The sequence below is a fragment of the Amycolatopsis sp. NBC_01488 genome (genome assembly GCF_036227105.1).
GTDB lineage: Bacteria > Actinomycetota > Actinomycetes > Mycobacteriales > Pseudonocardiaceae > Amycolatopsis.
Genome location: NZ_CP109434.1, coordinates 9,135,926 through 9,162,567, shown reverse-complemented (window position 1 = coordinate 9,162,567; position 26,642 = coordinate 9,135,926). Strand labels below are relative to the sequence as shown.

The 26,642-nt window shown below is 72.0% G+C and carries 22 protein-coding genes; 13 read left to right on the top strand and 9 right to left on the bottom strand.

Features of this window, described 5'->3' with window-relative positions; genetic code table 11:
- Positions 1–56 precede the first annotated feature (56 nt).
- Positions 57–3,083 (top strand): helix-turn-helix transcriptional regulator, encoded by a 3,027-nt coding sequence (locus tag OG738_RS42965; RefSeq protein ID WP_329049729.1) that lies wholly within the window; start codon positions 57–59, stop codon positions 3,081–3,083.
- Between the two features lie 105 nt (positions 3,084–3,188).
- Here the strand turns inward: OG738_RS42965 and OG738_RS42960 are convergent, their stop codons facing one another.
- From OG738_RS42960 to OG738_RS42950, 3 genes are all read right to left on the bottom strand, one after another.
- On the bottom strand, positions 3,189–4,799 hold the full coding sequence (locus OG738_RS42960) for a succinic semialdehyde dehydrogenase (RefSeq protein ID WP_329049727.1): 1,611 nt from the start codon (positions 4,797–4,799) through the stop codon (positions 3,189–3,191).
- Between the two features lie 110 nt (positions 4,800–4,909).
- Positions 4,910–5,902, bottom strand: a complete 993-nt coding sequence (locus OG738_RS42955; RefSeq protein WP_329049726.1) for a hypothetical protein — start codon at positions 5,900–5,902, stop codon at positions 4,910–4,912.
- Positions 5,903–5,985: 83 nt separating this feature from the next.
- Positions 5,986–6,603 (bottom strand): TetR/AcrR family transcriptional regulator, encoded by a 618-nt coding sequence (locus OG738_RS42950; protein WP_329049725.1) that lies wholly within the window; start codon positions 6,601–6,603, stop codon positions 5,986–5,988.
- Between the two features lie 94 nt (positions 6,604–6,697).
- Here OG738_RS42950 and OG738_RS42945 point away from each other — a divergent pair, with 94 nt between their 5' ends.
- On the top strand, positions 6,698–7,849 hold the full coding sequence (locus tag OG738_RS42945) for an acyl-CoA dehydrogenase family protein (protein ID WP_329049723.1): 1,152 nt from the start codon (positions 6,698–6,700) through the stop codon (positions 7,847–7,849).
- A gap of 23 nt (positions 7,850–7,872) precedes the next feature.
- Here OG738_RS42945 and OG738_RS42940 read toward each other — a convergent pair whose 3' ends face one another.
- On the bottom strand, positions 7,873–9,096 hold the full coding sequence (locus tag OG738_RS42940; RefSeq protein ID WP_442875826.1) for an IS110 family transposase: 1,224 nt from the start codon (positions 9,094–9,096) through the stop codon (positions 7,873–7,875).
- 251 nt (positions 9,097–9,347) lie between these two features.
- Between OG738_RS42940 and OG738_RS42935 the strand changes: the two genes are divergently transcribed.
- Together OG738_RS42935 and OG738_RS42930 are read left to right on the top strand one after the other, a co-directional pair.
- Positions 9,348–10,484, top strand: coding sequence for a CaiB/BaiF CoA transferase family protein (locus OG738_RS42935; protein WP_329049722.1), 1,137 nt, complete (start codon positions 9,348–9,350; stop codon positions 10,482–10,484).
- 131 nt (positions 10,485–10,615) lie between these two features.
- Entirely contained in the window at positions 10,616–11,518 is a 903-nt protein-coding gene (locus OG738_RS42930) for an IS5 family transposase (protein WP_329044868.1), read from the top strand.
- A gap of 8 nt (positions 11,519–11,526) precedes the next feature.
- Here the strand turns inward: OG738_RS42930 and OG738_RS42925 are convergent, their stop codons facing one another.
- Both OG738_RS42925 and OG738_RS42920 read right to left on the bottom strand, forming a co-directional pair.
- Complete coding sequence (locus OG738_RS42925) at positions 11,527–12,057, bottom strand: GNAT family N-acetyltransferase (RefSeq protein WP_329049720.1); 531 nt, start codon at positions 12,055–12,057, stop codon at positions 11,527–11,529.
- Between the two features lie 87 nt (positions 12,058–12,144).
- Positions 12,145–12,918 (bottom strand): crotonase/enoyl-CoA hydratase family protein, encoded by a 774-nt coding sequence (locus tag OG738_RS42920; protein WP_329049719.1) that lies wholly within the window; start codon positions 12,916–12,918, stop codon positions 12,145–12,147.
- Between the two features lie 147 nt (positions 12,919–13,065).
- Between OG738_RS42920 and OG738_RS42915 the strand changes: the two genes are divergently transcribed.
- The 5 genes from OG738_RS42915 (at position 13,066) to OG738_RS42895 (ending at position 16,142) form a co-directional block, all read left to right on the top strand.
- Complete coding sequence (locus tag OG738_RS42915; protein ID WP_167379779.1) at positions 13,066–13,221, top strand: hypothetical protein; 156 nt, start codon at positions 13,066–13,068, stop codon at positions 13,219–13,221.
- Positions 13,222–13,581: 360 nt separating this feature from the next.
- A complete protein-coding gene (locus tag OG738_RS42910) occupies positions 13,582–14,064 on the top strand; it encodes a helix-turn-helix transcriptional regulator (protein ID WP_329049717.1) in 483 nt (160 codons plus the stop codon).
- 116 nt (positions 14,065–14,180) lie between these two features.
- Positions 14,181–15,095 (top strand): lytic transglycosylase domain-containing protein, encoded by a 915-nt coding sequence (locus tag OG738_RS42905; protein ID WP_329049714.1) that lies wholly within the window; start codon positions 14,181–14,183, stop codon positions 15,093–15,095.
- 311 nt (positions 15,096–15,406) lie between these two features.
- Entirely contained in the window at positions 15,407–15,787 is a 381-nt protein-coding gene (locus tag OG738_RS42900; RefSeq protein WP_442875850.1) for a hypothetical protein, read from the top strand.
- 10 nt (positions 15,788–15,797) lie between these two features.
- The gene (locus OG738_RS42895) at positions 15,798–16,142 is read left to right on the top strand and encodes a DUF3817 domain-containing protein (protein ID WP_329049712.1); all 345 of its coding nucleotides are present in this window, start codon (positions 15,798–15,800) and stop codon (positions 16,140–16,142) included.
- Here the strand turns inward: OG738_RS42895 and OG738_RS42890 are convergent.
- The gene (locus OG738_RS42890) at positions 16,120–17,544 is read right to left on the bottom strand and encodes an MFS transporter (protein WP_329049711.1); all 1,425 of its coding nucleotides are present in this window, start codon (positions 17,542–17,544) and stop codon (positions 16,120–16,122) included. The two genes, OG738_RS42895 and OG738_RS42890, sit on opposite strands and share 23 nt — an antisense overlap.
- A gap of 135 nt (positions 17,545–17,679) precedes the next feature.
- Here OG738_RS42890 and OG738_RS42885 point away from each other — a divergent pair, with 135 nt between their 5' ends.
- Entirely contained in the window at positions 17,680–18,246 is a 567-nt protein-coding gene (locus OG738_RS42885; protein ID WP_329049709.1) for a TetR/AcrR family transcriptional regulator, read from the top strand.
- 18 nt (positions 18,247–18,264) lie between these two features.
- Here the strand turns inward: OG738_RS42885 and OG738_RS42880 are convergent, their stop codons facing one another.
- Complete coding sequence (locus OG738_RS42880; protein WP_329049708.1) at positions 18,265–19,857, bottom strand: solute symporter family protein; 1,593 nt, start codon at positions 19,855–19,857, stop codon at positions 18,265–18,267.
- The gene (locus tag OG738_RS42875) at positions 19,854–20,300 is read right to left on the bottom strand and encodes a DUF485 domain-containing protein (protein WP_329049707.1); all 447 of its coding nucleotides are present in this window, start codon (positions 20,298–20,300) and stop codon (positions 19,854–19,856) included. The genes OG738_RS42880 and OG738_RS42875 overlap by 4 nt, the downstream gene beginning before the upstream one ends.
- 1,017 nt (positions 20,301–21,317) lie before the next feature.
- Here OG738_RS42875 and OG738_RS42870 point away from each other — a divergent pair.
- Genes OG738_RS42870 through OG738_RS42860 form a run of 3 tightly spaced genes read left to right on the top strand, consistent with a single transcriptional unit; the run spans position 21,318 to position 26,615 of the window.
- Positions 21,318–25,442 (top strand): nitrate- and nitrite sensing domain-containing protein, encoded by a 4,125-nt coding sequence (locus OG738_RS42870; RefSeq protein WP_329057036.1) that lies wholly within the window; start codon positions 21,318–21,320, stop codon positions 25,440–25,442.
- On the top strand, positions 25,439–25,891 hold the full coding sequence (locus OG738_RS42865; RefSeq protein ID WP_329049705.1) for a roadblock/LC7 domain-containing protein: 453 nt from the start codon (positions 25,439–25,441) through the stop codon (positions 25,889–25,891). Before OG738_RS42870 ends, OG738_RS42865 begins: the two co-directional genes overlap by 4 nt.
- A gap of 7 nt (positions 25,892–25,898) precedes the next feature.
- On the top strand, positions 25,899–26,615 hold the full coding sequence (locus tag OG738_RS42860; protein ID WP_329049703.1) for a DUF742 domain-containing protein: 717 nt from the start codon (positions 25,899–25,901) through the stop codon (positions 26,613–26,615).
- The last annotated feature ends 27 nt before the right edge of the window (positions 26,616–26,642 follow it).

Sequence of the window (26,642 nt, the reverse complement as noted above, 5' to 3'; positions counted from 1 at the left end):
GGGTGATGGTGTCCAAGGCGATAAGCGTGCGGAACTTGTCGGTGGGGTAGGCAACAATGCACCTCGTGCCCCGACTCGGCTCCGGAATCCCGCTCGTCGCCCGTACCCACGAGATGCGGCGGCTCCGCGCCGCCTTCGCCAGGGCAGAACGTGGCGAAGCCGGCGCGGTGCTGCTCTCGGGGGACGCCGGGGTCGGCAAGACCCGGCTGCTGACCGCACTGGGCGAGCACGTCGAGGCCTGCGGTGGGCTGCTGCTCACCGGCCGCTGCATCGACGTCCGCGAAGGCGGTCTTCCTTATCTTCCGTTCGCCGAGGCGCTTGCCCCGCTGGGCAACTCGGCGGACCCGGCGGTGGCCGCCGCGGTGCGGCTCCGGCCCGCGCTCGGGCGGCTGCTGCCGCAGGGCCAGGGCCTGGAAGCACCGCGCCAAGCCGAACACCCGCCGATGACCTCGAACGACCGGGAGACCATGGTGCGTCCCCGGCCCGAGCAGGATCTCGGTCAGCTGCAGTTGTTCGACGCGGTACTGGGGGTGCTCACCGAGATCTCGGAGTCGCGCCCGGTGGTGATCCTCCTCGAGGATCTCCACTGGGCCGACGCCTCGACCCGCAACCTGCTGTCCTTCCTGCTCAGCAGGCTGCGGGCGCAGCGGCTGCTCGTCGTGGGCAGCTACCGCGAGGAGGACGTCCACCGGCGCCACCCGCTGCGCGGCCTGCTGTCGGAGCTGGTCCGGCTCGCCACCGTCGAGCGCGTCGACCTGCACCCGTTCGGTGCCGCCGATGCCCGCCGGTTCGTCGAGGCGCTGGCCGACGAGCCGCTCCCGGCCGACGTCGTGGCCGACATCGTCGCGCGTTCCGAGGGCAACCCGTTCTTCGCCGAGGAGCTGCTCGCCACCAAGACCGAGTGCAACGACCTGCCCGCCGGGCTCGCCGAGGTGCTGCTGTCCCGGCTCGAGCGCCTTTCGCCGGACGCCCGCCGGGTGGCCAGGGTGATCTCGGTGGCGAACGAGCCGGTGATGCACGCCGCGCTCGCCGAGATCTCCGGGGTGGGGGAGCTGGAGCTCGACGAAGCGCTGCGCGAAGCGGTCCAGCACCACGTCCTGGTGGTGCTTTCGGACGGTTCTTACACGTTCCGGCACGCGTTGCTGCAGGAAGCCGTGTACGGCGACCTGCTGCCGGGGGAGCGGTCGCGCACGCACGCGGCGTACGCGGCCCGGATCCGGGCGCGCCCGCAGGGCCGCGGGCACGACGCGAAGCTGGCCTACCACTCGATGCAGAGCAGCGACCTCGTCACGGCGCTGCCGGCGTTGCTGCGCGCGATGGACGAGGCCGAGAAGCTCGGCGCGCCCGGGTCGGCGCTGCAGCACGTCGAGCAGGCGCTGTCCATCTGGGACGCGGTCGCCCCGGCCGACCGGCCGGAGGGGTTCGACGAGCTGCGGCTGCTGCACGAGGCGTCCTACTTCGCGGGCACGTCCGGAGAGCCCGAGCGGGCCGCGGCCTTCGCGCGGTCGGCCACCCAAGCCCTGAAACCGGACACGCCGGCCGACCGCGCGGCCCGGACGTGGCGCCGGCTGGCGGAGGCGCTGCTCGCGCTGGAAGGCACCATCGAGGAAGCGACGGCCGCCATCGACCGGGCCTGGGACCTGGTGAAGGACGCCGAGCCGAGCGGGACGCGGGCCTGGGTGCTGGCCAGCCGGGCCGGGTTCCTGCGGATCCTCGAACAGCCGGAGGCGGCGCTGGACAGCGCGCGCACCGCGGTCGCCGACGCGCAGGCCGTCGCGGCGGCGGGCGCGGAGGCGTCGGCGCTGATCACGCTGGGGACGCTGGCCGACTCGGCGGGCGACGCCGCCGAGGCCCGCGAGTGGCTGCGCAAGGCCCAGCGCAAGGCGCGGGACGCCGGGGCCCCGAACACCGAGATCCGCGCGACCTACTTCCTCGCGCTGAGCTACGACGACCAGGCCGAGTTCGCCGAAGCGCTCGACGAGGCCGGGCGCGGCGTCGCCCGCGCCGAGGAAGCCGGGCTGAGCTGGAGCGTCTACGGGCTCGAGCTGCGGGCCCGGCAGCTGATGCTGCGGTACCTGATGGGCGACTGGCCGGACGAGAGCGCCGGCCGTGCCGGGCGCGGGGTGTCCAGCGCGGTCGCCGCGCGGATCCTGGCCATCTGGTCGCTGTTCGTCGTCGCGCGCGGGCGGTTCGACGAAGCCGCGAAGCTCGTCACGGGCCTGCGGCAGCACTGGACCGCGGACATGCAGATCCCGCTGTCGGTCGGGGACGCGGGCATCCAGCTGGCGTACTGGCGGGGCGACCACGCCGAGGCGGTGCGCCGGGCCGAGGACCTCATCGGCTGGCTGGAGCGGATCGAACCCGGCCTGCTGGCCGGCATCCGGGTGGCGGCGGTCGGCGTGACCGCCGCGGCCGCATTGGCCGCCGACGCCCGGGTCCGCGGCGACCAGGCCACGGCCGACGCCGCGGTGGCGGCGGGCGAGCGGATGCTGGCGCACGGCCGGATGAGCTCGGTCGTCGGGCAGCCGCGGTCGGGCACGCTCGGGCCCGAGGGCCGCGCGTGGCTGGCCCGGCTCGAGGCGGCGGCGTCGTGTCTGTCCGGCCGCGGCGACGCGGAGAAGTGGGCGGCCGCGGCGGAGGCGTTCGGCTACGGCGCCGTGTACGAGCAGGCGATCTGCCGTTGGCACGAAGCCGAAGCCCGCCTGGCCGCGGACGACGGCGACGCGCGCACCGCCCTCGAGTCGGCCCACGCGGCGGCGGTCCGCCTCGGGGCGATCCCGCTGCGCGACGCCGTCCGCGACCTCGGGCACCGCGCCCGGGTCGAGCTGCCGGGCGCCGAGCCCCCGGCCCCGGTCCGCACGGTGGCCGACCCGCTGACCGACCGCGAGCGCGACGTCCTCGAGCGCGTGGCCCTGGGCCGCACGAACCGCCAGGTCGGCGAAGAGCTGTACATCAGCGAGAAGACGGTCAGCGTCCACCTCTCGCGGGTGATGGCGAAACTCGGCGCGAGCCGCCGCGCGGAAGCGGTGGCGATCGCCTACGACCGCGGCCTCCTCACCGCCCCGACGGCCGAACACGCGTGATCAGGCTCGTAACTTGCGTGATTGAAGCCGGAACTCGCGTGATTGAAGCCGTTACGGCGCTGATCACGCGAGTTCCGGCCCGGATCACGCGAGTTACGGGTTCCGTCAGCGGGGGAGGCGGCGGAGGGCCTTGAGGCCCAGCGTCATGCCCTTCGACCACAGCGCACCCGGGACCCGCTTCGGCGGCCGCAAAGCGAGGCCGCGCTGCAGCGCGATCGACTGGGACTCCGTGTACTTCAGCAGGCCCTCGGCGCCGTTGCGGCGGCCGACGCCGGAGTCCTTCATGCCGCCCATCGGGACGGCGACACTGCCGAACGTCGCCGCGTAACCCTCGTTGACGTTGACCGTCCCGGCCTTGAGGCGCGCCGCGACCGCCCAGCCCGCGCGGCCGTTGCGCGACCAGACGCTGGCGTTGAGCCCGAACGGCGTGTCGTTGGCCCGGTCGATGGCCTCGGTGACGTCGGTGTAGCCGTAGACCGAGACGACCGGCCCGAACGTCTCCTCCGCGAACGGCGCCATGTCCGGGGTGACGCCGGAAAGGACCGTCGGCTCGTAGAACAGGGGCCCGAGGTCGGGCCGGGCGCGCCCGCCGGTGAGTACCGACGCGCCCTTCGCACGGGCGTCCTCGACGTGCGCCGACACGGCGGCGAGCTGTTCTTCCGACGTCAGCGACCCCATCTGGACGTGGTAGTCCAGCGCGCCGCCGAGCTTCAGCGCCGCCGTCCGCGCGACGAACGCCCGGGTGAACTCGTCGCGGACGGATTCGTGGACGTAGATCCGCTCGACCGACACGCACAGCTGGCCCGCCGAGGAGAAGCACGCGGTCACCGCGCCCGTCGCGGCCTTCGCGATGTCGGCGTCGGGAAGCACGATCATCGGGTTCTTGCCGCCCAGCTCCAGCGAGTACGACGTCAGCCGCTTCGCCACCTGACCGGCCAGCTCCTTGCCGGTCGGCGTGGAACCCGTGAAGCACAGGTAGTCCGACTCCTCGACCAGCGCCGTGCCGATCTTCGAGCCACGGCCGAGCACGATCTGCCAGGTCCCGGCCGGCAGGCCGGCCTCCTCGGCGAGCTCGTGCAGCCACAGCGCGGAGAGCGCGGTCTGGTTGTCCGGCTTCTGCACCACGGCGTTCCCGGCGGCCAGCGCCGGGAGGACGTCCATCGCGGTGAGCGCGAGGGGGTAGTTCCACGGCGAGATGACGCCGACGACGCCCTTGGGGTGCCGGATCTCGCCGGCGCGGGTCAGTCCGGGGATGACGCCGGCGACGCGGCGTGGGGCGAGGATCTTCGCGGCGTGCTTGCCGTAGTAGGCCGCGACCAGCGCGGTCGCGCTGACCTCGTCGAACGCGTCGAGCCGCGCCTTGCCCGCCTCGACCTGGACCAGGTCGAGGACCTCGTCCTGCCGGGCGAGCACCAGGCCGTGCAGCCGGGTGAGGACGCGGGCGCGCTCGGCGGGGGAGCGGTCCGCCCAGGCGCGCTGGGCCGTGCGCGCGCCGGCGAACACCGCGCGGACGTCGGCGTCGGTGGCCTGGGGCAGCGTCGCGATCGGCTGCCCGGTGAAGGGCGCGTGCATCCGGATCGGCGCCGAGTCGGCACCGCCGGCCACGCGGGCGACGAGCTGGGCCGCCCGCGTCGAGCCGGGCGCCCCGGCGACGCCGCCGACCGTCGGCGGCAACGGGGTGTCTTCGACTGCGTTCGCGGGGGTCGTGCTGGTCATGACGTCTCCGTTCCGCGGCGTCCGGAGTCCGGCACGACGCCGCGCAGGGGTTACCGACGAGTACACCATACCGCCGGTACGTCAGGTGTCCAGTCTGATGTGAATAAGTTTCACGTATTGGGTGGGTTCAGCGGCGGGAGCTGGTAGTTCGGCTCCGTCGGCGACGGCGATTCCTGGCCGGGGTGGGTCTGGGCCTGCGTCACGCCGCCGTAGGGGTCGTCGAGCCGCGGCGACAACCCGCCGGCCTGCGCGGGTGGGGACACTTCGCCGGACTGCGCCGGGAACGGCTGCGAAGAAGGTCCGCTCTGCGCCGGGAACGGCTGGGAAACCGGCCCACCCTGGGCTGGGAACGGCTGTGACGTCGGGGCACCCGGGTACGGCTGCGGCCCGCCGCCGTACGGCTGCGCGCCCGGATACGGCTGGGCGTACTGCTGTGGCGGTCCCGGATACGGCCGCTGCTGCTGGTAGGGCCCGCCGTACCCCGGTGGCGGCCCGATCGGCGCGGCCACCGGCGCCCGCCGTCCGGCCAGCACCGCGAGGACCAGCGTGACGACGCCGAGGGCACCGCCGCCGAGCAGCACCCAGAACCCGATACCGGTCGAATAGACGGACTTGATCGTGCCGTCGTCGGACTCGTAGCTCAAGGTCGCCGAGACGTCCATGCCGAGCATCCACACCGCCGCGGCCACGCCCGCGCCCCCGGCCACCAGGGCCGTCCGGGCGCTCGAGCGCACGCCGGTGCCCGCCGAGCGCCGCGCGCCCGCGAACGCCAGCCCGGCGCCGGCCAGCAGCACCAGCGCGCCGACCGACAGCGGGATGCCGTAGTGCGCGACGTGGGTGTTCTCGTAGAACTTCTTCGCCTCGGCGCTGGGTTCGACGTCGAAGGAACGCGTCCAGGCGCTGACCGTCTGGCTGCTGTCGGTCTTGCCGCTGACGAGCTGCTCGAACTTCGTCTGCGGCAGGAACGACCCGGCCAGCACGGCCACCGCGGCGAGGACGCCGACGATCCCGGCCACGAGCCGGAGGCGCGCGCCGGCCTCCGCGGGCGGCCGGGGCGGTGCCGGGGGAGGGCCGTAGGGGTTCTGGTACGGGCTGGCGGTCATCGGTGCTCCCCTCTTCCGGGGGATTGGACCACGAATCCGCCTGCGGGATAAGGGGTGTTTCGGCCCTTGCCGAGCTCGGCTGGTCAGCTTGGCGCAGTGGCTGCGTCCTGGTAGAGCAGGACCGCGATCCGCTTCCACTCTTCGAGCAGCTGCCGCCGCCGCTTCGGGTCGCCGCCGAGCTCGGCGTCCAGCGCCAGCCCGCGGGTCAGGTTCACGGTGAGCCAGAACAGCATCTCCGCACGTTCGGGCGGCAGCTCGCCGGCGACCTGCGTGACGTGCTCGAGCGTGGCGCGGCCGAGCGCGCGGTCGACCGGGCGGATGGCCGCGCGCAGCTCGGGGTCGGTGCGGGCGGCGACCCACAGCTCGGTGACGGCGGTCGAGAGCGTGCCCGAGTACCCGGCCCAGAGCAGGTCGATCGCCGCCGCGACGCCGGTGCCGCCGCTGGGCAGCTCGTCGAGCGACGCCGCGAGCTGGCGCCGCAGCTTCGTCGTCAGGTGCTCGACGGCGGCCGCCATCAGCTCGGCCTTCGCGGTGAAGTGGTGCTGCACCGCGCCCTTCGACACGCCCGCCCTGGCGCAGATCTCCTGCACCGACGTGCGCGCGTAGCCGACGTCCACCAGGCAGTCGATGGTCGCGTCGAGCAGCGCCGTGCGGGTCTGTTCGCGCCGCTGCGCCTGGGTCCGGTGCGCCGTCTCGGTCACCGCGGCCTCCCTGCTTTACCTACAGGCCGGTACGGATGTACATTCCGCAGAGAACTTACATGCTGTTCGTCATGTTTTCCAGCAGGAGGGTCCCGTGCCGCTGCAACTCCCGAAGAGCTCCTGGAGCACGACCGAGCTCGAAGACCTCCGCGAGCTGTCGCGGTCGTTCCTGCAGAAGGAGGCCGTCCCGCACCAGGAACGCTGGGCCGCCGAGAAGAAGGTCGACCGCGAGCTGTGGACCAAGGCCGGCGACGTCGGCCTGCTGTGCCTGTCGATCCCCGAGGAGTACGGCGGCGGTGGCGGCACCTTCGCCCACGAAGCCGTGCTCTACGAAGAGCAGGCCCGCGCCGGCGACAGCGCGTGGGGCGTGACCGTCCACAACGGAATCGTCGCGCACTACCTGCTCGCCTACGCCGCGGAAGAGAAGAAGCGCGAGTGGCTGCCGAAGCTCGCCACCGGCGAGATGGTCGGCGCGATCGCGATGACCGAACCCGGCACCGGCTCCGACCTGCAGGGCATCAAGACCCGCGCGGTGCGCGACGGCGACCACTACGTCATCAACGGCGCGAAGACGTTCATCACCAACGGTTTCCACGCCGACCTCGTGGTCGTCGCGGTGAAGACCGACCCGGACGCGGGCGCGCAGGGCGTCTCGCTGATCGTGGTCGAGACGGACACGCCGGGCTTCCGCCGCGGCCGCGTCCTGGACAAGGTCGGCCTCAAGGGCCAGGACACCGCCGAGCTGTTCTTCGACGACGTCCGCGTGCCCGCCGCCAACCTCCTTGGCGACGCCGAGGGGCAGGGCTTCTTCCAGCTGATGCTGCAGCTGCCGCAGGAACGGCTGATCATCGCCGTCACCGCGGTGGCCGGGCTGGAGGCAGCGGTCGACCTCACGCTGGAGTACACGAAGGAGCGCACGGCGTTCGGCCGGCCGATCTTCTCCTTCCAGAACACCAAGTTCACCCTCGCCGAGGCCGCGACCGAAGCCGCGGTCGCGCGGGCGTTCCTCGACCAGTGCATCGAACGCCACCTCAAGGGCGAGCTCGACGTCCAGGGCGCGGCGATGGCCAAGCTGTGGACCACCGAGCGCGTCAACAAGGTGATCGACGACTGCGTGCAGCTCTTCGGCGGCTACGGCTACATGACCGAGTACCCGATCGCGCGCGCCTGGGCCGACGTCCGGATCTCGCGCATCTTCGGCGGCACCAGCGAAATCATGAAGGAAATCATCTCCCGCTCGCTCTGAAAGACATCCCAGGAGCGTAGATGTCAAGCAGCAACGTTCTCGGCGTGATGCGACCAGGCAGTCCGCTCGTCATAAAGGGTGCCGTTTGTGAGACAGCCATGGAGAAGACCGACGAGTCGGTTGGCGAGCTGACGCAGAGCGGCGTTGTGGCCAGCGCCGCGGGCTTTCTGCCGGTCGTAGTATGCACGGGCGCCGGGCGAGTGCAGCAACGCGCTCTGTGCCTGGCTCATCAGGGCGTCGATGAGCCGGTCATTGTGCACGAACCGGGCCAGGGCAACCTTCTTCTTGCCCGAGGCACGGGTGATCGGGGAAGTCCCGGCGTAGTTCTTGCGGGCCTTGGCCGAGGTGTAGCGGTGGGAGTCGTCGCCGAACTCTGCGAGCACCCGGGCGCCAAGAACCGATCCCAGACCAGGCTGGGACAGGATGATCTCAGCGGCCGGGTGCTGCCCAAAATAGGCCTCGACCTGCCCTTGCAGAGTCTTGACCTGAGCGTCCAGGACAGTCAGCACCGCCAGCAGCGCCTGGACCGAGGCGGCGTAGGCGGCAACCACGACATCGGGCTGGGCCAGGTGCTCAGCGCGCAAGGCCGCCTGAATTCCCGCCGCTTTCCCGGCGATGTCCTTGCGGCGCGCGCGTGTCAACGCGGCGCTGATCTGCGCGATCGTCAGCCGGGCGGCCCGGGCCGGGGTGGGGGCCTTGCCGAGCAGTTCCAGGGTGTCGGCGGCGTCGAGGTCGGTGAACGCGATCAGCGCGGCGGGGAAGTAGTCCCGCAAGGCGTGCCGCAGCCGCTGGGTGTGGCGGGTCCGTTCCCAGATCAGGGTTTTGTGAGTACGGGCCACGACCTTGACCGCCTCGGCCTCGGGGCTGTCCCCGGCGACCGGCCGCAGCTCGTGGCCGTGGGTGCGGACCATGTCGGCCAGCACATGGGCATCACCGGCGTCGCTCTTGGCCCCGGAGACCCCGAGCCGGTCGCGGAACCTGGCCGCTTGCAACGGGTTGACCGCCAGCACCGTGTATCCGGCAGCGACCAGTGCCCGGATCCACGGGCCTCGGTCGGTCTCGATCCCGACGAGCACCTCGAGGGTGTCGGTGTCGTCCCCGGTCAGCTCACCGATCATCGCGTGCAGCCGGGCCATCCCCGTGACGCCTTCGGGCAGCCGGGCCTTGGCCAGCCTGCGCCCGGAACCGTCCATCACCTCCACATCGTGATGGTCCTCAGCCCAGTCATCCCCTACGAACAGCCGCAACGATCCTCCCGATCTCGATCACCCTGAGCAGCCGGCGGGGAGAACCATCAGCGACCTAATCACACAGTGCTCACGCCACCACCACGCGCGGCACGACATCCCAGCAGCGATCAACTCTCCCAGCCACCGACAGGGGCACGGTCTTTCATCAGGACTCAAGCGTCCAGGACCCACGAGTGCTCACCTGCCGGCCGGCTACCACCAGGAGTGTGCCGGATAGCCCACTCCCAGAACTGATTAGGACCTCGATTATGAAGGCAGGTCCGCTCAGCGGCCTGAAGGTGGTGGAACTGGCCGGGCTCGCACCCGGGCCCTTCGCCACGATGATCCTCGCCGACCTCGGCGCCGACGTCGTCCGCGTCGACCGCGCACAGCCGGGGGAGGACGTGCTCGGCATCCCGACCGACCCGCTCGCCCGCGGCCGCCGGTCGGCCGGCATCAACACCAAGACCCCCGAGGGCGTCGAGCTGGTGCTGAAGCTGTGCGACACCGCCGACGTGCTCATCGAGGGCTTCCGCCCCGGGGTCGTGGAACGGATCGGGCTCGGTCCGGACGTCGTGCACGCCCGCAACCCGCGGCTGGTCTACGGCCGGATGACCGGCTGGGGCCAGGACGGGCCGCTGGCCCGTGCGGCCGGCCACGACATCAACTACATCGGCATCGCCGGTGCGCTCGAGCCGATCGGGCGCGCGGGCGAGCGGCCGGTGCCGCCGCTCAACCTCGTCGGCGACTTCGGCGGCGGCGGGCTGCTACTGGCGATGGGCATCCTGGCCGCGCTGTACGAACGGAACACGTCGGGGCGCGGCCAGGTCGTCGACGCGTCGATGGTCGACGGCGCCGCGCTGCTCACCACGAGCCTGCACGGCATCAAGGCGGCCGGCCTGTGGTCGGACGAGCGCGGCGAGAACATGCTCGACGGCGGCGCGCCCTTCTACGACACCTACGAAACCGCGGACGGCAAGTACGTCGCCGTCGGCGCGATCGAGCTGCGGTTCTGGGGCGCGCTGGTGCAGGTCCTCGAGCTGGATCCGGCGGAGTTGCCGCTGCACATCGACAAGTCGCAGTGGCCACGGCTGCGCGAGATCGTGGCGGGCGCGATCGCCAAGCACACCCGCGACGACCTCGTTGCCCGCGCCGAAGGCACCGACGCGTGCCTGACGCCGGTGCTCTCGCCTGCGGAGGCTCCGCACCACCCGCACAACGCGGCGCGCGGCACGTTCGTCGAGATCGGGGGCATGGCCCAGCCCGCGCCGGCCCCGCGGTTCGACCGCACCCCGCCCGAGACGCCGGAAGCCCCGCGCCCCAAGGGATCCGACACCGAAGCGGTGCTCGCCGAGCTGGGCGTCACGGACTTCGACGCCCTGCGTTCGGCGGGCGTGATCGCCTAGAGCCTGTTTTGATGTGCTGACCAGCGGAGCTTGTGGTCGGCGTTGTGGGGTGTGGCGTGTCTTGGGTGAGATAGACGAGGTCTCCGGTAGACCGATCAACGACCAAGCTGATCAAGTACACCGGAGACCTCGTGCCCAGCCTAGCGGCGACGGGGCGAGCCGATCTGACCGACGCGCAGTGGGCGATCCTGGAACCGCTGCTGCCTGTCGGCAAGAAGCCCGGCCGCCCGCCACTGTGGAGTAAACGCCAGCTTTTGGACGGTATCCGCTGGCGGGTTCGTGTCGGTTCGCCGTGGCGTGACGTCCCACCTGTGTATGGCTGCTGGCAAACCGTCTATGGCTTGTTCCGGCGCTGGCAGCGCGCTGGTGTGTGGGCGTTGATCTTGGCGGCGTTGCAGACTCGGGCCGACGCCGCCGGGTTGATCACCTGGGAGGTGAGCGTGGATTCCACGATCAACCGGGCGCACCAGCATGCCGCAGGCGCCCGCATCGAGGGCGACCTGCAGAAAGAACCGCCAGGCGGTATCGGCGAGCCCGAACCGGCCGACCACGCGCTGGGCCGGTCGCGGGGAGGCTGGACGACCAAGCTGCATCTGGCCACCGAGCAAGGCCAGAAACCACTGTCGTTGCTGGTGACCGCCGGTCAACGTGGTGATTCACCGCAGTTCGAGGCGGTGCTGGCCAGGGTCCGGGTCGCCCGGGTTGGTGGTGGGCGAGCCCGGACCCGGCCGGATCGTGTCCTGGCGGACAAGGCCTACAGTTCCCGCGCCAACCGGGCCTATCTGCGGCGGCGCGGGATCGCGTGCACGATTCCCCAGCCCTCTGATCAAGTCCGGCATCGCCGCAACCGCGGCCGGGCCGGTGGGCGGCCACCAGCATTCGACCCAGAGATCTACAAGCAACGGCACGCGGTCGAGTGCGGCATCAACCGGCTCAAACGCAACCGAGGCGTCGCCACACGGTTCGACAAACTCGCGGTTCGCTACGAGGCGACCGTGCACATCGCGGCGATCAACGAGTGGCTACGACATTGAAACAGGCTCTAGCTCTTCGCCAGGTCGGAGCGCACGACCGAGTAGATGACGTGGTCGCGCCACTCGCCGTCCCGGAAGTCGTAGCCGCGAAGCACGCCTTCGCGCGTGAAGCCGGCTTTCTCGAGCGAGCGTTGTTCGGCGCGGTTGCCGACTTCGGTCGTCGCTTCGACCCGGTTGAGCTGGGTGTGGGCGAAGAGGTACTCGACGAGCAGGCGCTGGGCCTGGGTGCCGTAGCCGTGGCCGCGTGCTTCCGGCGCCAGGACGAGGCCGGCGTTCCAGCAGTAGGACGCCGGCCCGCTCCGGCTGCGGTGCCACGAAACGAGACCGAGCACGCGGCCGTCGAGCGTCGGCACGAGCATGCCGGTCTCGGCGGTGAGCATGCCGGTCTCCTGCCAGCGGCGGCGCAGGAAGCCGGGGTCGTGCCAGCCGAACCACTGGTGCTCCCCGGCGGCGACGGGATCGTTGGTCAGCCGTTCCAGGAGATCGAGATCGCCTTCGGCCACGGGCCGGAGCGCGACTCTCGGAACATCGTCGTCCATCGGCCGACCTTATCGGCCGCTTGACCGGAACCACCCCGGTATCAAGCGATCCACCCGGTCGAAGCATCAACCGTGACTCTGCGGGCATCACGCGAAACTGCCGTGCCTGCCCTCGCCGCCGGCGAAGCGGGCCGCGCCGTCGACCGCCTCGGACGCCAGGACGCCCGCGCCCATCGCCGCGCGGAACTCCGTCGCGAGGGCGTCCTCTTCGGACTGTCCCCATTGCTCGAGCGCCGACAGGCGGTCGCCGCGCAGGCACGCCTGCGGGAACGCGGCGATCTGCCGCGCCAGCTCCTGCGCCGCGGAAACCGCTTCACCCGCCGGGACCAGGCGGTTCGCCAAGCCGATCGAGAACGCTTCGGCGGCGTCGACCGGCCGGCCCGTCAGGATCAGGTCCATCGCGCGTGGCTGGCCGATCAGCCGCGGCAGCCGCACCGTGCCGCCGTCGATCAGCGGCACGCCCCAGCGGCGGCAGAACACCCCGAACACGGCCGTGGCGTCCGCGACCCGCAGGTCGCACCACAGCGCCAGCTCCAGCCCGCCCGCGACGGCGTGGCCGTGCACCGCCGCGATCACCGGCTTCGACAGCCGCAGCCGGGTCGGGCCCATCGGGCCGTCCCCGTCCGGGTGAGTGCGGTTCATCCGGTCGGTGCCGATCGCCTTGAGATCCGCGCCCGCGCAGAAGGCGCCACCCGATCCGGTGAGGACCGCGACGGCCGCATCGGGGTCCGCGTCGAACCCGCGGAACGCCTCCGCCAGCTCGGCCGCCGTCGGCCCGTCGACGGCGTTGCGGGCGGCCGGTCGGTCGATGGTGACCGTCGTCACTTCGCCGTCTCGCTCGACCAGCACGTTCCGGGTCATCGCCGCTCCTCGGGCTGGGTGGTGGGTCGGTCGAGGGTGATCGGGGGTTGGTCAGGGTGTCTTCGGGGCACGCCTTCCCTACAGTATTGGCGTGGCCACTCCCAGGACGGGGACGGCGAGCCGGGGAGGAAGCACATGTCGAGCGGCATGAAGAAAGTACTCATCGTGGGCGTGGTCGCCCTCGTGCTCTTCTTCCTGATCACCCAGCCCAACCAGTCCGCCGACTTCGTGCACCGCGTTCTCGGCTGGCTCAAGGACGGCGCGGAAGCGATCGTCACGTTCTTCCGGTCGCTCTTCTCCTGACCTTCGGAAGCCCTCTCACCGGTACCGCATCGGGCGGCGCCGGTCGTCACCCTGTGTGTTAGCGGACGGTAAATCACTGAGTGTCACGAATCTCGGATTCCGGACCGAACACTCGACCATCCGGGTGGATTGCGGCCGAAAACGCGCAGGTCGGCGAATTCGTGCCTGCGGGGGTCTGGCGAAGGAGACCACCCCGGCCCTACGGTGCTCACATTGCGTGATCGGGTGGTTCGCCCTTCCCCCGGAGACCCCCGGTACGCAGGCAGTTTCCACTCAGCAAGGTGCAGGTTGGTGCGTGCGGCACCACCGCGTGGAACAGGTGTCAGGGCCTGTCCGTCGGGGACCTACAAGGAGGCAGGGATGACCGGAGATCCCGGAGTGGACGCGCTGATCCGGCAATGGGCCGCCGAGCGCGAGCAGACCCCCGAAGAGCAGGAGGTCGACCGCATCGCGTCCGCGTGGCTGGCGGACGCGCCGGCGCAGGCCCCGGGCATCCCCGGCCAGCGAGCCCGGTCCGGGCAAAAGCGGTTCGTCCCGGTCGAGTCGGCCGACCCCGGCTACCTCGACGCAATGCGGCGCCGGCTGCCGGAAGTGCCGGAAGAGCTCCTCATCGCCGCCGCGGGCTGGTGGCAGATGGTCGGCGGCGTCGCCGAGGCCGAGGAGTGGTGGGACGCCGGCCTCAGCCCGCTCGACCAGCGGGCCCTCGACTACCGGGCGGCCGGCCTCGCGCCGTCCGACCTGAGCCGTCGGCTCGGGCCGATGACCGTCCTGCAGCACCTCCGCCGCGGCAGCGCCCCGGCCTGGTGCGTCGCGCGCCTCGCGCGGCAGCAGAAGTCCGCCTGACCTTTCCACTCGGCCGGGTGAACCGGCGTGGTGAGACGATCGGGACGACCCGCGTAACGCTAACCTGCGCGGGCTCGTTGACACTTCGTCGACACACGCTGGAGGACCGGAGTTTCGTGCGCATCAGGACCGGAAAGAACGAGGACGACCCGATCGACGCGAGCGTCGAGGAAGCCGCCCCCGCCGCACCGGCACCGGCGCCGCGCTCTTCGGGCGTGGCGGTGCTTACCCGGCTGATCGTGGTCCTCGCCGTGCTGGCCGTGGCCGGCGGCGGGGTCTGGCTCGTCACCCGCGCGTCGACGCCGGAGGCGAGCCCCCTCACCACCGAGATCCCCGCCCTGCAGGTCAAGGCGGCCGACGTCCGCCCGGGGTCGGTCGCCCCGGCCGGCGGTGCCGTCGCGGGCGGGGCCGACCAGCAGACGTCTCCCCAGCAGGCCCGCAACACAGGGCCGGCGACGCTTTCCCAGTGGGCGAACCAGGTCGCCGCGGTCACCGGCGTCCCGGCACGGGCGCTGTCCGCGTACGGCAACGCCGAGCTGGCGATGCGCGCCGACCAGCCGAAGTGCCGGATCTCCTGGGCGACGCTGGCCGGCATCGGCCGGATCGAGTCCAACCACGGCCAGTACGCGGGCGCGGTGCTCGGCGCCGACGGCCGCCCGTCCAAGCCGATCATCGGCGTCCCCCTCGACGGCTCGTCGGGCGTCCAGGCGATCGGCGACACGGACGGCGGCCGCTACGACGGCGACCCCGGGGTCGACCGCGCGGTCGGCCCGATGCAGTTCATCCCGAGCACTTGGCGCAAGTGGGCCTCCGACGGCAACGGCGACGGCCTCGGCGACCCCCAGCAGATCGACGACGCGGCCTTGGCGGCGGCGCGGTACCTGTGCGCGGGCGGGCGCGACATGGCGAGCCCGAGTGGGTGGTGGGCCGGGATCCTGTCGTACAACAACTCGACGGAGTACGCGCAGAAGGTCTTCGGCTTGGCCGATGGGTATGCCAAGGGCGCGCAGTCGGTGCACAAGCAAGGCTGACACGCACACCCCCGCCCGTCCCTGGGGGGCGACCCCGGATCCAGTCTATCGGCGCCCACCGACGAGAACCCCGATTTCGCGACCGGGCGGCCGGGTTGTCCACAATCCGCCGCGGCTGGGGACAACCCGCGCCGCACCCGGAGGCCGCCCGAGCGGCAGGGCTCCGGTCGGCGAGTGCGGCCAGTCGGTGCGCGAGCAAGCCCGAGCCCGGGTCAAGTGCTGGTAAACCCGCGCCGACCTGGGCTGAGAGCGGCGCCACCCGGATCACGGTCGGGCGCCGGGTCTCAGCCGGCCAGTGCTAGCGTCGGAGCGTGCCAGCTTCCCCTCCGCCGGCCTCTTCCTCCTGGGGACGCCGGATCGCGATCGTCGCGACCTGCCTGGTGAGCCTGCTCGTCTGCTGCGGGCTCGCCTGGTGGCAGTGGGACCGCTTCACCTCGGCCAACGGCACCTTCCAGAACCTCGGCTACGTCCTGCAGTGGCCGCTCTTCGGGCTGTTCCCGGCCTTCATGTTCTGGCGGATCCGCAAGCTCCGGCAGAAGGCCGAAACCGAGGTCCCGGTGGAAGAAAAGCCCGAGGTGCCGGCTCCCCGTCCCCGTCCCGGCGTGCAAGCCGCGGACGAGGACGACGAGCTGGCCGCGTACAACCGTTACCTGCGCGAGCTGAACGCCCGCGACCAGCAGGCCGCAGAGTGAGGACGACCCGATGACCACCAGCACCGAAGGTGCCGCCCAGACGGCGGTGCCGCTCACCGGCCCCCTGGTCCGGTTCCGCACCGCCGCCTACGTCACCGGCGTCGGCCTGCTCGGCCTCTGCTTCGTGATGGTGCTGCGCTACGGCTTCGGCAACCCCACCCCGTCGGCGATCTACTCGCCGATCCACGGCGTGCTGTACATGATCTACCTGGTGCTGACCATCGACCTGGCGATCAAGGCCCGCTGGTCGATCAAGGGCACCGTGCTCGTGCTGCTGGCCGGCTGCGTCCCATTCGTCTCGTTCCTCGTCGAGCGCCGCGTGACGCACCGGGTCAAGGCCGGACGGAAGCTGTAACCCGCCGGAACGTCAGCGCCACCAGGACCGTGCCCGCCGCGAACACCGCGGCCGTGGCGAACGCGGCGGTCATCCCGTCGACGGTGAGCGCGGCCCCCGTCGCGCTCGACGAGCGGGTCACCGAGCCGAACACCGTGACCAGCACGGCCAGTCCCAGCGTGCTGCCGACCTGCTGCATCGTCTGCAGCACACCGCCCGCGGCGCCCGCGTCCTCGTTCGGCACGGTCGCCATCACGATCACGTTGAGCGGCGCGAACGCCAGCCCGCCGCCGAGCCCCATCAGCACCAGCGGCCCCAGCAGCGCGGGGAAGTACGTGCTGTCCGTCGTCAGCATCGCGAGCCAGCCGACGCCCGCCAGCATGAGCAGCGTGCCCGTCACTGCCAGCGGCTTCGGGCCGTAGCGCGGAAGCAGCCGCGGGACGAGCCGGCTCATCGTGAAGATCAGCGCCGCCATCGGCAGGAACGCGAAGCCGGTGGCCAGCGCGGCGAAGTGCCGGATGTCCTGCATGAACTGGGTGAGGAAGAAGAACATCGACATCATGGCCATCGGGCCGAGGAAGAAGTTGACGTAGGCCGCGCTGCGGTTGCGGTCGGCGAACAGGCGCAAGGGCACCAACGGCGTGGCCGTGCGGGCTTCGATCGCGACGAACGCGGCCAGCAGCGCGAGCCCGCCGGCGAGCGAGCCGAGCGTCACGCGGTTGCCCCAGCCGTCGGACGCCGCGTGGGTGAAGGCGAACACGAGCGAGCCGACGCCGAGGGTGCCGGTGACCGCGCCGGGCAGGTCGAGGTGCGCGGGCCGGCGCTGCGGCTCGGGCACGAACCGCGGCGCGAGCAGCACGATCGCCAGGCCGAACGGGACGTTGATGAACAGCGCCGCGCGCCACGAGATCCACTCGGTGAGCAGGCCGCCGACGATCAGGCCGATCGCGAACCCGCCGCTGGACATGGCGGAGAACAGCGCCAGCGCCCGGACGCGGGCCTTGGCTTCGGAGAACGTGGTCGTGACCAGGGCCAACGTGCTCGGGCCCGCCATGGCCGCGCCGACGCCCTGCAGGACGCGGGCGGCGATGAGCAGCGTGGCCGAGCCGGCGAGCCCGCCGGCCAGCGACGCGAGCGTGAACAAGGCGGTGCCCGCGACGAACATCCGGCGCCGCCCGAACAGGTCGCCCGCGCGGCCGCCGAGCAGCAGCAGGCCGCCGAAGACGAGGCTGTAGGCCGTCATCACCCAGGACAGGCCGGTGGCCGAAAACCCCAGGTCGGACTGGATGCGCGGGAGCGCGACGTTCATCACGGTCGCGTCGAGGATGAGCATGAGCTGGCAGGTGAGGATGATCGCGAGGACCAGCCCGCTGCGGCGGGCCGGCGCAGGCTCGACCGCACGATGGATCGTTTGCTGGGACAAGAGATACTCCCCCGAGGAGTAAGAGAAGAAGCGGAGATGTTCTCCACTTGCCGGTGATCCGATAATATGGAGAGCGTCTCCGGATGCGCAAGTGAATTCGGAGAATCTCTCCGGTTAAGTGGCGAGGAGGCCGGGATGCCGGGCGGGGACACGGAGCGGCCGATGCGGGCCGACGCGCGGCGCAACTACGAGCGCATCGTCGCGACGGCGAAGGACCTCTTCACCACGCACGGCGCCGACGTGCCGCTGGACGACGTCGCCAAGAAGGCCGGCGTGGGCGCCGGCACCCTGTACCGGCACTTCCCGACGCGCGAGAAGCTCTTCGAAGCGGTCTACCGGGACGAGATCGCGGTGCTCGCCGACCGCGCGCTCGTGCTGCACGACGAGCTGCCGCCGTGGGAGGCCCTCGAGGCCTGGCTGGGGGAGCAGGTCACCTGGGTCGTCGAGCGGCACAAGCTCGCGACGATCCTCAAGGAGTCCATCGACTCCGGCTCGGAGACCTTCCAGTACTGCCAGAAGCGGCTGCGCGAGTCGACGGGAGTGCTCGTCGAAGCGGCCCAGGAAGCCGGGCTGGTCCGGCCGGACATCGCCGGCGCGGACGTCCTGCGGCTGGGGCACGGCGCCGGGATGGCGGTGCGCAACTGCAGCCCGGAGGACGGGAAGCGGGTGTTGAGCGTGATCCTGGACGGCCTGCGCGCGTGACGCAGGCCGTCCGGGGGCTCAGCTGCCGATCCCGGTGAGGGACCGGACCTCCATCTCGGCGTGCTTGTCGGCGTCCGCCTTCGGCCTGCCGACGAGGGTGCCGACGAACCCGCAGAGGAACGAGAACGGGATCGACAGCAGGCCCGGGTTCTTCAGCGGGAACCACGCGAAGTCGACGCTCTTGAAGATCGCGTCCGGGGCGCCCGAGACGACCGGCGAGAAGAGCACCAGCACCAGGCTCGCGATCAGGCCGCCGTAGATGCCCCACAGCGTGCCGGTGGTGTTGAACCGCTTCCAGAACAGCGAGTACAGCAGCGTCGAGAGGTTCGCCGACGCCGCCACCGCGAACGCCAGCGCGACCAGGAACGCGATGTTCTGCCCGTTCGCCAGCACGCCGCCGACGATGGCCAGCGCCCCGACCACGATCGCGGTCAGCCGGGCCACCCGGACCTCGTCCGCCGGTTCCGCCTTGCCGTGCTTGAAGATGTTCGCGTAAACGTCGTGGGCGAAGGACGCCGACGCGGTGATCGTCAGCCCGGCCACCACGGCGAGGATGGTCGCGAACGCCACCGCGGCGATGATGCCCAGCAGCAGCGTCCCGCCGACGTGCAGGGCGAGCAGCGGCGCCGCCGAGTTCTCCCCGCCGGGCGCGGCCTTGATCTCGTCCGCGCCGACCAGCGCGGCCGCGCCGAAGCCGATCACCAGCGTGCACAGGTAGAAGAGGAACATGCACGCCGTCGCCCAGACGACGCTTCGCCGCGCCTCGCGGGAGTTCGGCACCGTGTAGAAGCGCATCAGCACGTGCGGCAGCGCCGCCGCGCCGAGCACCAGCGCCAGGGCCAGCGACACGAAGTCGAGCTTGGTGGTGCTGTTCTTGCCGTACGAACCGCCCGGCTCGAGGAGCTTGTCGCCGAGCGGGCTGTTCTCGGCCGCCGAGGAGAGCAGGTTCGAGAACGAGAAGCCGAACTTGCCGAACAGGAACACCGTGAGCAGCGCGCCGCACAGCAGCAGGATGGTCGCCTTGATGATCTGCACCCACGTGGTGCCCTTCATCCCGCCGACCAGCACGTACAGCACCATGACCAGCCCGACGACGCCGATCACCAGCGCCTGGCCGAGCTTGGAGTGGACGTTCAGCAGCAGCGCCACCAGGCCGCCGGCGCCGGCCATCTGCGCCAGCATGTAGAAGAACGAGATGACCAGCGTCGACGTCGCCGCGGCCGCGCGGACCGGGCGCTGCTTCATCCGGAAGCTCAGGACGTCGCCCATCGTGAAGCGGCCGGTGTTGCGCAGCAGCTCGGCGATCAGCAGCAGGTCGACCAGCCAGGCGACGAGGAAGCCGATCGAGTAGAGGAAGCCGTCGTAGCCGTGCATCGCGATGGCGCCGGCGATGCCGAGGAACGACGCGGCCGACAGGAAGTCGCCCGAGAGCGCGATGCCGTTCTGGCGGCCGGTGAACGCGCTGCCCGCGGCGTAGTAGTCGGACGTCGAGGAGTTCCGGGAGCTGGCCCGGTAGACGACGTAGAGCGTGATCGCCACGAACAGCGCGAACACGGCGGTGTTGACGACCGGGTTGCTGGCCGGGGTCCCTTCGGCGGCGAGCGCGGTCATCGGCGGGTCCCTTCCGGCAGGCCGGCGCGGGCCCGCAGCTCGGCCACGCGGGGGTCGACCTGGCGGCGCGCGTAGCGCAGGTAGAGCCAGGTGACCAGCGCGGTGCTGGCGAACTGGCCGATGCCGAGCAGGATGCCGACGTTGACCTGGCCGAACACCTTGGTGCTCATGAAGTCGTGCGCGTACGCGGCGAGCAGCACGTACGTCATGTACCAGGCGAAGAAGGCCAGGCTCATCGGGAAGACGAACGCCCGGAACCGCCGTCGCAGCGAGACGAACTCGCGGCTGGCCTGGATCGCGGGGTAGTCGGGACCCGAGCGGGGTGCGGGCCGGCGGTGCTGGCTGTGCTGGCCCTCGGACGGGTGGTCCCCGGTGAACAGCGCCGGCATCTGGCCGGTCTCTTCGAGGGGGTTGCCGGCCGCGGGGCGCGCGACGTCGTACATGGGTTGCCTCCGGCAGAGTGCCTCCGTGGCGGCGGGGCCCCGGGGCGCCTGCGGACAGGGCGCCGGGCCGCCCTTGCGGACTGCGAGGCGAACATCGTAACTACGCCGTCCGGCGGACATCGAAGGCGGCCGGTCGGGTGGACTGTCCTCCCCGGTGTGGTATTCGATTTCCTGTCGAAAGAGTCGAATGGGCGAACGCTACAAGATCACGGACGGACCACCCGTAATGATGAAAAGAATTGTGACTCGACGTTGTCGCGTCCGGCGGATGCTGCGGCGAACGAGCTAATCCGGTCGAGGGGTCGTCCGCGCCGGTCACGCGGAGTGGCCGGGAGCGCTCACATCGCCTCGGAGAGTGTCACCCGGGTGCGGGCACGGCGGCGAAGATCCACTGGTCAGCGGTGCGTCTCGAAAGAAATCACCAGGTCGGGGCACGGTGGCGGGCAACGCCACAACATCGGGCACATCTTGAGACTTGACCCACTCGATGGGGGTACTGAGTGTAGATCGTCTGGGGTACGATGCCCCTCTGCATGGGCTAACCGGGTGACGGCCGGATGCCTGGGTGAGACGCTTCCGGTAACCGAAATTCCCTCTTCGGGGTCAGCGAGGTCGAATGTCGGGGGCAGTTCTCGGTTCGGAAAGCACTTTTCGCAGGTCAGCGCCCGAGCGAGGAACGAAATTGACCGGCGGGGTGCCGGGGGTACGATTCTTTGGCCCAGCTGACCGCAGCGATCGATTGGCACCGATAAAGTTGATCTCGACGACCGTGCAGAACGCAACTTGCGCCGTGCACGTGCACAGTCCCTTGCACGGGACAGCGGGATGGTGCCTGCCCGGCGACGGGCGCGCGGTCGGCCGGGCGGCCGGGGACGAGCGAGGGCACCGGGCACGCGGCAGGGCGCGGACGGCACGACCGTCCCGCGGCCCGCGGCGAGCCGGGACGCCGCGCCGCCGACGCGGATCCATGACGCCGGACAGGGAGTCACTCACGTGACCGTTGCAGGAGAAGGTCAGGTGCCCGTGGGGGAGCTGCTCGGCCGAGCACCCCGGCGGTCCAAGGGGAAGGACGCGTGGCACGCCCTCGTGCGCTGGCGCGACTGGAGCCTGCCCGTCAAGCTTTCGGCCGTCACCGTCGTCCCCATCGTCCTCGCGCTGGTGCTCGGCGTCACGACGATCGCCGGGCAGGTCGGCCGCTCGGACGAGTACCAGCGGCTCGACCGGCTCGTCGCGCTCGGCGGCCAGACGCGTGCGCTCACCGCGGCGCTGCAGCAGGAGCGCACGGTCACCGCGGCGATGCTGACCGACGGCACCGTCGGCGGCACGCCCGACCTGACCGCGGCCCGCAAGGCCACCGACGCCGCGGTCGGCCCGTTCACCGCGGCGCAGGCCCGCGCGTCGGAGGTCGAGCCCGGCGTGGCCGGGGCCGCCGGCGCGGCCACCGCGCAGGTCAACAACCTCGGCTTCCTCCGCCGCCAGGTCGACGGCGGCCAGCTCGACCCGGCCCAGGCCGTCAACTCCTACTCCGGGATCACCGGTTCGCTGATCGGCCTCGACACCGCGGGCACCGCGGGCGCCGGCGACGGCACCCTCGGCGGCACGCCGGCCGGGCTGCACGAGCTGCTCGTCGCGGGCGAGCAGGTGTCGGTCAGCCAAGCCCTGGTCTCCTACGGCATCGCCCGCTCGGCACTGTCGCCGAGCGAGCTCGCCACGCTGCGCGCCGCGGAGCTGCGGCTGGCCGACCGGCTCGTCGACTTCCGGTCCGCGGCGGGCGACACGCTGCAGCGCGACTTCGCGGCGATCGCCGAGGGTGCGCAGGCGCAGAGCCGGGCCCGGATGGTCGAGTCCGTGCTGAACGCGCAGGGCAACGCGGTGGACGACGCCTTCCGCGCGCTGTCGGCCGCCGACTGGAACGCCGCGTCGACGGCGATGCGGACGCAGATCAGCCAGGTCGCCGGCCGACTGGGCGCGTCGGCGTCGGCCACGTCGACGCAGCTGGTCGACGAGGCCAGCAGCGGCGCGGGCCTGCTCGCGGTGCTGCTGTTCGCGGCGATGGTGCTCGCCGTCGCGGTCGTCTTCCTCATCACCCGCCAGCTGCTGCGCTCGCTGAAGGCACTGCGGCGCAGCGCCCTCGACGTCGCCGAGAAGGCGCTCCCCGAAGCCGTCCGCAACATCCAGGAGGGCCGCGCGCAGGGCACCGACGTCGTGCCGGTGCCGGTGCAGACCGAGGACGAGGTCGGCGAGGTGGCGCGGGCCTTCGACAAGGTGCACCACCAGGCGCTGCGGCTGGCGACCGAGCAGGCCGCGATGCGCACCGGCTTCGGCAGCGTCTTCGTCAACCTTTCGCGGCGCAGCCAGAGCCTGGTGCAGCGGCAGCTGCAGCTGATCGAGCAGCTCGAGCGGGACGAGGAGGACGCCGACCAGCTGGCCACGCTGTTCCAGCTCGACCACCTCGCCACCCGGATGCGGCGCAACAACGAGAACCTGATGGTGCTGTCGGGCGCCGAGCCCGGCCGCCGGTCCGGCAAGCCGGTCGGCACCACCGACATGCTCCGCGCCGCGGTGTCGGAGATCGAGCAGTACCAGCGGGTCCAGGTCCAGCCGCCGCCCCCGGCGCGGATCGTCGGCTACGCCGCGAGCGACCTGATGCGCCTGGTCGCCGAGCTGCTGGACAACGCGACGGCGTTCTCCGCGCCGGAAACGTCGGTGACGGTGGCGTCGAGGCTGGGCGAGGACGGCTCGCTCAACGTCGACATCCTCGACAAGGGCATCGGCATGAACGAGGCCGAGGTCGCCGAGGCGAACACCCGGCTGACCGAAGCCGGGTCGGTCGACCTGGCGACGTCGCGCCGGATGGGCCTGTTCGTCGTCGGCCGGCTGGCCAGCAGGCACCGGATCGGCGTGTCGCTGCACGGCGGCAAGGACATCGTCGGCGTCCGCGCCACGGTCGTCGTCCCGCCGGACCTGGTGATGCCGGTGACCGACGGCCCGCTGACCGGCCCGATCGGCGCCCTGCAGCAGCACCCGGCGAGCCCCGCGGCGGGCAACCAGCTGCCGCGCCGCCCGGTCAACGGCACCTCCCGGCCGCGGCCGCTGGTCCCGCAGCAGCCGCCGATGGGGGAGGAGCGCTGGCCGTCGGCGAGCGATCTCGCCGGCCTGTCGAACGGCCACGGGCCGGCCGGTGTCCGGCCGCCGTCGGACCTGGAGATCTCCGGGACGGCGCTGTTCGCGCCCCTGCCGAAGGACGACGACGCCCCGCCGCCGCGTCCGACGCTGCCGCCGGTCCCCGCGGTGCTGCCGCTGCCGGACCCGCCCCGGTCCGGTGAGCTGCCGTCGGGCAAGGACCTGTTCTCCGCGAACGAAACGACCCTCAGCGACTGGTGGCGCCAGGCGACCGCGAAGCCCGAACCGGCCCCGGCGCCCTCCCCGGCCCCGGACCGCTCGGAGACGACGCCGATCTTCGACGAGATGCTGTCGGCGTGGTTCCGCGAGGACAAGCCCGCCGAGAAGCCGGCCCCGGTCCCGGCCGCCGTCTCGGAAGAGCCGGCCGCCGCCGCTCCGGAGGCACCAGCCGCCGCGGAAGGCCGTAGCTGGGACTTCGCGAGCGACGAGAACTTCCGCACGGTCCAGCAGGTCACGAAGTCGGAGCCGACGGCGTTCACCGAGAAGGGCCTGCCCCGCCGCCGCCGCGGCGAGCAGCTCCTCCCCGGCAGCGCGACCCCGCCCCCAGCGGCCCCGGCGGCCCCGGCCCCGCCCTGCTCGGACCTCCCGGTCCGCGACCCGGCGGACGTCCGCGGGCGGCTGAGCAGCTTCCAGCAGGGCGTGACCCGCGGACGCCAGCACGCCCGCCAGGCGGCGGCGAACCCGCAGGGGGCCGGTCAGCCGGGCGCTGAGTTTGGCGGGCAACCGTCGGCGCCGCAGGCGACCGGTCAGGCAGGTTCGGCGCGGGGCACCGGTCAACCGGGCGCGGGGTTCGGCGGGCAGCCTTCAGCATCGCAGGATTCTGGTCAGCCGGGCGCGGGATTCGGCGAGCAACAGCCATCGGCGCCGCAAGGCTCCGGCCAGTCGGGTACGGCGCAGGGTTCCGGTCAGGCGGGTTCGGCGCACGGAACCGGTCAGCCGGGGCCGGAGGTCGCCGGGCGACCGTCGGCCCAGCCGGGGTCCGCGGTCCAGCCGAGCGCGCAGCAGCCGGGAACCGCCGCAGCCCAGGCGGATGCTTCGGCGCAGGTGCCCGGGAGCGCTCTGCAGCAGTCGTTCGCGCAGGGGCTCCAGCCGGGTGCCCGGCGCCAGCCGACCACCCCCGAGACGCAGCAGGATGCGTCCCAGTCGAACGGCCTGCCACGGCGAGGGCAGCAAGCGGCCGCGTCCGGCCGGCAGCCGGGCGCCTTCCAGCCGGGCAGCCCGGCTCCGCAGCCGGACGTGGTCCAGCCGAACGGGCAGCCGCAGCACGGTCAGCGGCCGGAGGCGGTCGAGGCGGGCGGGCTGCCGCAGCCAGGTCACCGGCCGGCGGCGGAGACGAACGGCTCGCCTCAGCCGGGTGCGCCCGCGGCGTCGGTTCCGGATGTGTTCCAGCCGAGCCAGGCACAGGCCGACGCCCTCCACCAGTCCGGCGAGCCGGGTACGCCGCCGGAGGCAGCCGAGCCGGGGGCGCTGCCGAGCCGGAAGCCACGGCCGTCGCGGCGGCCGTCCCCCACACCGCAGGCCGGCGAGCCCGACGACCGGCCCACGGCCTTCCAGGAGCCGCTGCCCGGCGGCCGTCCTGCGGCTTCGCCCTCCGTCCTGCCGTCCCGGCGGGGCGCCGCGCCGGCCGCGGAGACTCCGGCGCCACGCCGGGAAGAGGCCGCCGTCGAGGCCACCGACGAGTGGAACTTCGGCACCGATGACGGCTGGCGGGCGGTGCAAGCGGTGTCCCAGTCGGCACCCGCCACGTTCACTTCGGCAGGATTGCCCCGGCGCCGTCGCGGGGAGCAGCTGCTCCCGGGCAGCGCCGGACCGCCCACCGGGGCCACGGCCCCCCGACCACAACGGGACGCACACGACGTGCGCGGCCGCCTGCGGAGCTTCCAACAGGGCATCGAGCGCGGGCGCCACCGCACCGCACAGGCGGCCGACAGCAACCACGAGACACTGGAGGGTGAATGACCTCGCCGAGTAGCGCTCAGCCGACGCAGAATCAGTTCGGCTGGCTGGTGAACGACTTCGCGGAGCGCGTGCCCGGCGTGGCGCACGCCGTGGTCGTCTCGGCGGACGGCCTGCTGCTGACCGCGTCGAACCGGCTCCCGCTCGACCGGGCCGACCAGCTCGCCGCGGTCGCGTCGGGCCTGGTCAGCCTCACCCAGGGCGCCGCCCGGTGCTTCGAGGCCGGGGCGGTCAACGAAACCGTCGTCGAGATGGAGCTGGGGATCATGGTGCTGATGTCGATCAGCGACGGGTCCTGCCTGGCCATCCTCGCCGCCCCGAACTGCGACATCGGGCAGGTCGCCTACGAGATGACGATGCTCGTCGACCGCGTCGGCCAGATCCTGACCCCGGAGCTGCGCGCCCAGCTTCAGGGATCGGGTGGGTCGCTGATCGGCGAACCGGTGGGATGATGGCGCGATGAGCACGGGGTCCGGATTCGACGGCGAACCACCTGCGGGGCAGCACCCCGCCGGGCGAGGGGACGACGGCACGTTCGCCGACGTCCTCAACGGGTTCACGCTGGATTCCGGCCGTGCCCGCCGGAAGCGCAAGAAGAGCAAGGAGTCCCCGCCACCCCCGGCCGCCGGTGCGCACGCGGCCGGGGAACCGCCGGCACCCGCGCCGTCGGCCGACCCAGGAGATCGCGTGACCTCTTTAGTCTCTCCCCCCGGCAGTACCGACGGGGACAGCCCCAGACCGGGTGGGTTGTTCGACCCGGGCCCGCCCAGCGGCGAGTTCGTCATGCCCGCGGTGTTCGAGCAGCCTGCCGCGCCCGAGGACCTGACCGCTATCGTCCGGCCCTACGCTTTGACCGGCGGCCGCACCCGGGCGAACTACGCCCTGGAGCTGGAGACACTGATCTCCGCGAAGGACTACGCTGCCACCGGTGGCTTCCCCGAGGTGGCCGCGGAGCAGATCGAGTGCATCTCGATCATGGAAGAGTGCCGGACCCCCCGTTCGGTCGCCGAGATCGTGTCGGCCTTGCGGGTGCCTCTGGGCGTGGCCCGGGTGCTGATCAGCGACGCGGCCGACGCGGGGCTGGTCACGGTGCACAAGACGATAACGGGCAATGACGGCGCCGAGGCACATCTGGTGTTGATGGAAAGGGTTTTGAGTGGACTCCGTCGGCTTTAAGGCACCGCGGGACACCGCGCCCCCGAC

Coding starts and splice junctions, on each gene's coding strand:
- OG738_RS42865 (WP_329049705.1), top strand. CDS start 25,439: ATGACCTCGCCGAGTAGCGCTCAGCCGACGCAGAATCAGTTCGGCTGG.
- OG738_RS42885 (WP_329049709.1), top strand. CDS start 17,680: ATGCCGGGCGGGGACACGGAGCGGCCGATGCGGGCCGACGCGCGGCGC.
- OG738_RS42965 (WP_329049729.1), top strand. CDS start 57: ATGCACCTCGTGCCCCGACTCGGCTCCGGAATCCCGCTCGTCGCCCGT.
- OG738_RS42925 (WP_329049720.1), bottom strand. CDS start 12,057: ATGGACGACGATGTTCCGAGAGTCGCGCTCCGGCCCGTGGCCGAAGGC.
- OG738_RS42955 (WP_329049726.1), bottom strand. CDS start 5,902: ATGACCGCCAGCCCGTACCAGAACCCCTACGGCCCTCCCCCGGCACCG.
- OG738_RS42910 (WP_329049717.1), top strand. CDS start 13,582: ATGACCGGAGATCCCGGAGTGGACGCGCTGATCCGGCAATGGGCCGCC.
- OG738_RS42860 (WP_329049703.1), top strand. CDS start 25,899: ATGAGCACGGGGTCCGGATTCGACGGCGAACCACCTGCGGGGCAGCAC.
- OG738_RS42880 (WP_329049708.1), bottom strand. CDS start 19,857: ATGACCGCGCTCGCCGCCGAAGGGACCCCGGCCAGCAACCCGGTCGTC.
- OG738_RS42895 (WP_329049712.1), top strand. CDS start 15,798: ATGACCACCAGCACCGAAGGTGCCGCCCAGACGGCGGTGCCGCTCACC.
- OG738_RS42920 (WP_329049719.1), bottom strand. CDS start 12,918: ATGACCCGGAACGTGCTGGTCGAGCGAGACGGCGAAGTGACGACGGTC.
- OG738_RS42875 (WP_329049707.1), bottom strand. CDS start 20,300: ATGTACGACGTCGCGCGCCCCGCGGCCGGCAACCCCCTCGAAGAGACC.
- OG738_RS42960 (WP_329049727.1), bottom strand. CDS start 4,799: ATGACCAGCACGACCCCCGCGAACGCAGTCGAAGACACCCCGTTGCCG.
- OG738_RS42915 (WP_167379779.1), top strand. CDS start 13,066: ATGAAGAAAGTACTCATCGTGGGCGTGGTCGCCCTCGTGCTCTTCTTC.
- OG738_RS42935 (WP_329049722.1), top strand. CDS start 9,348: ATGAAGGCAGGTCCGCTCAGCGGCCTGAAGGTGGTGGAACTGGCCGGG.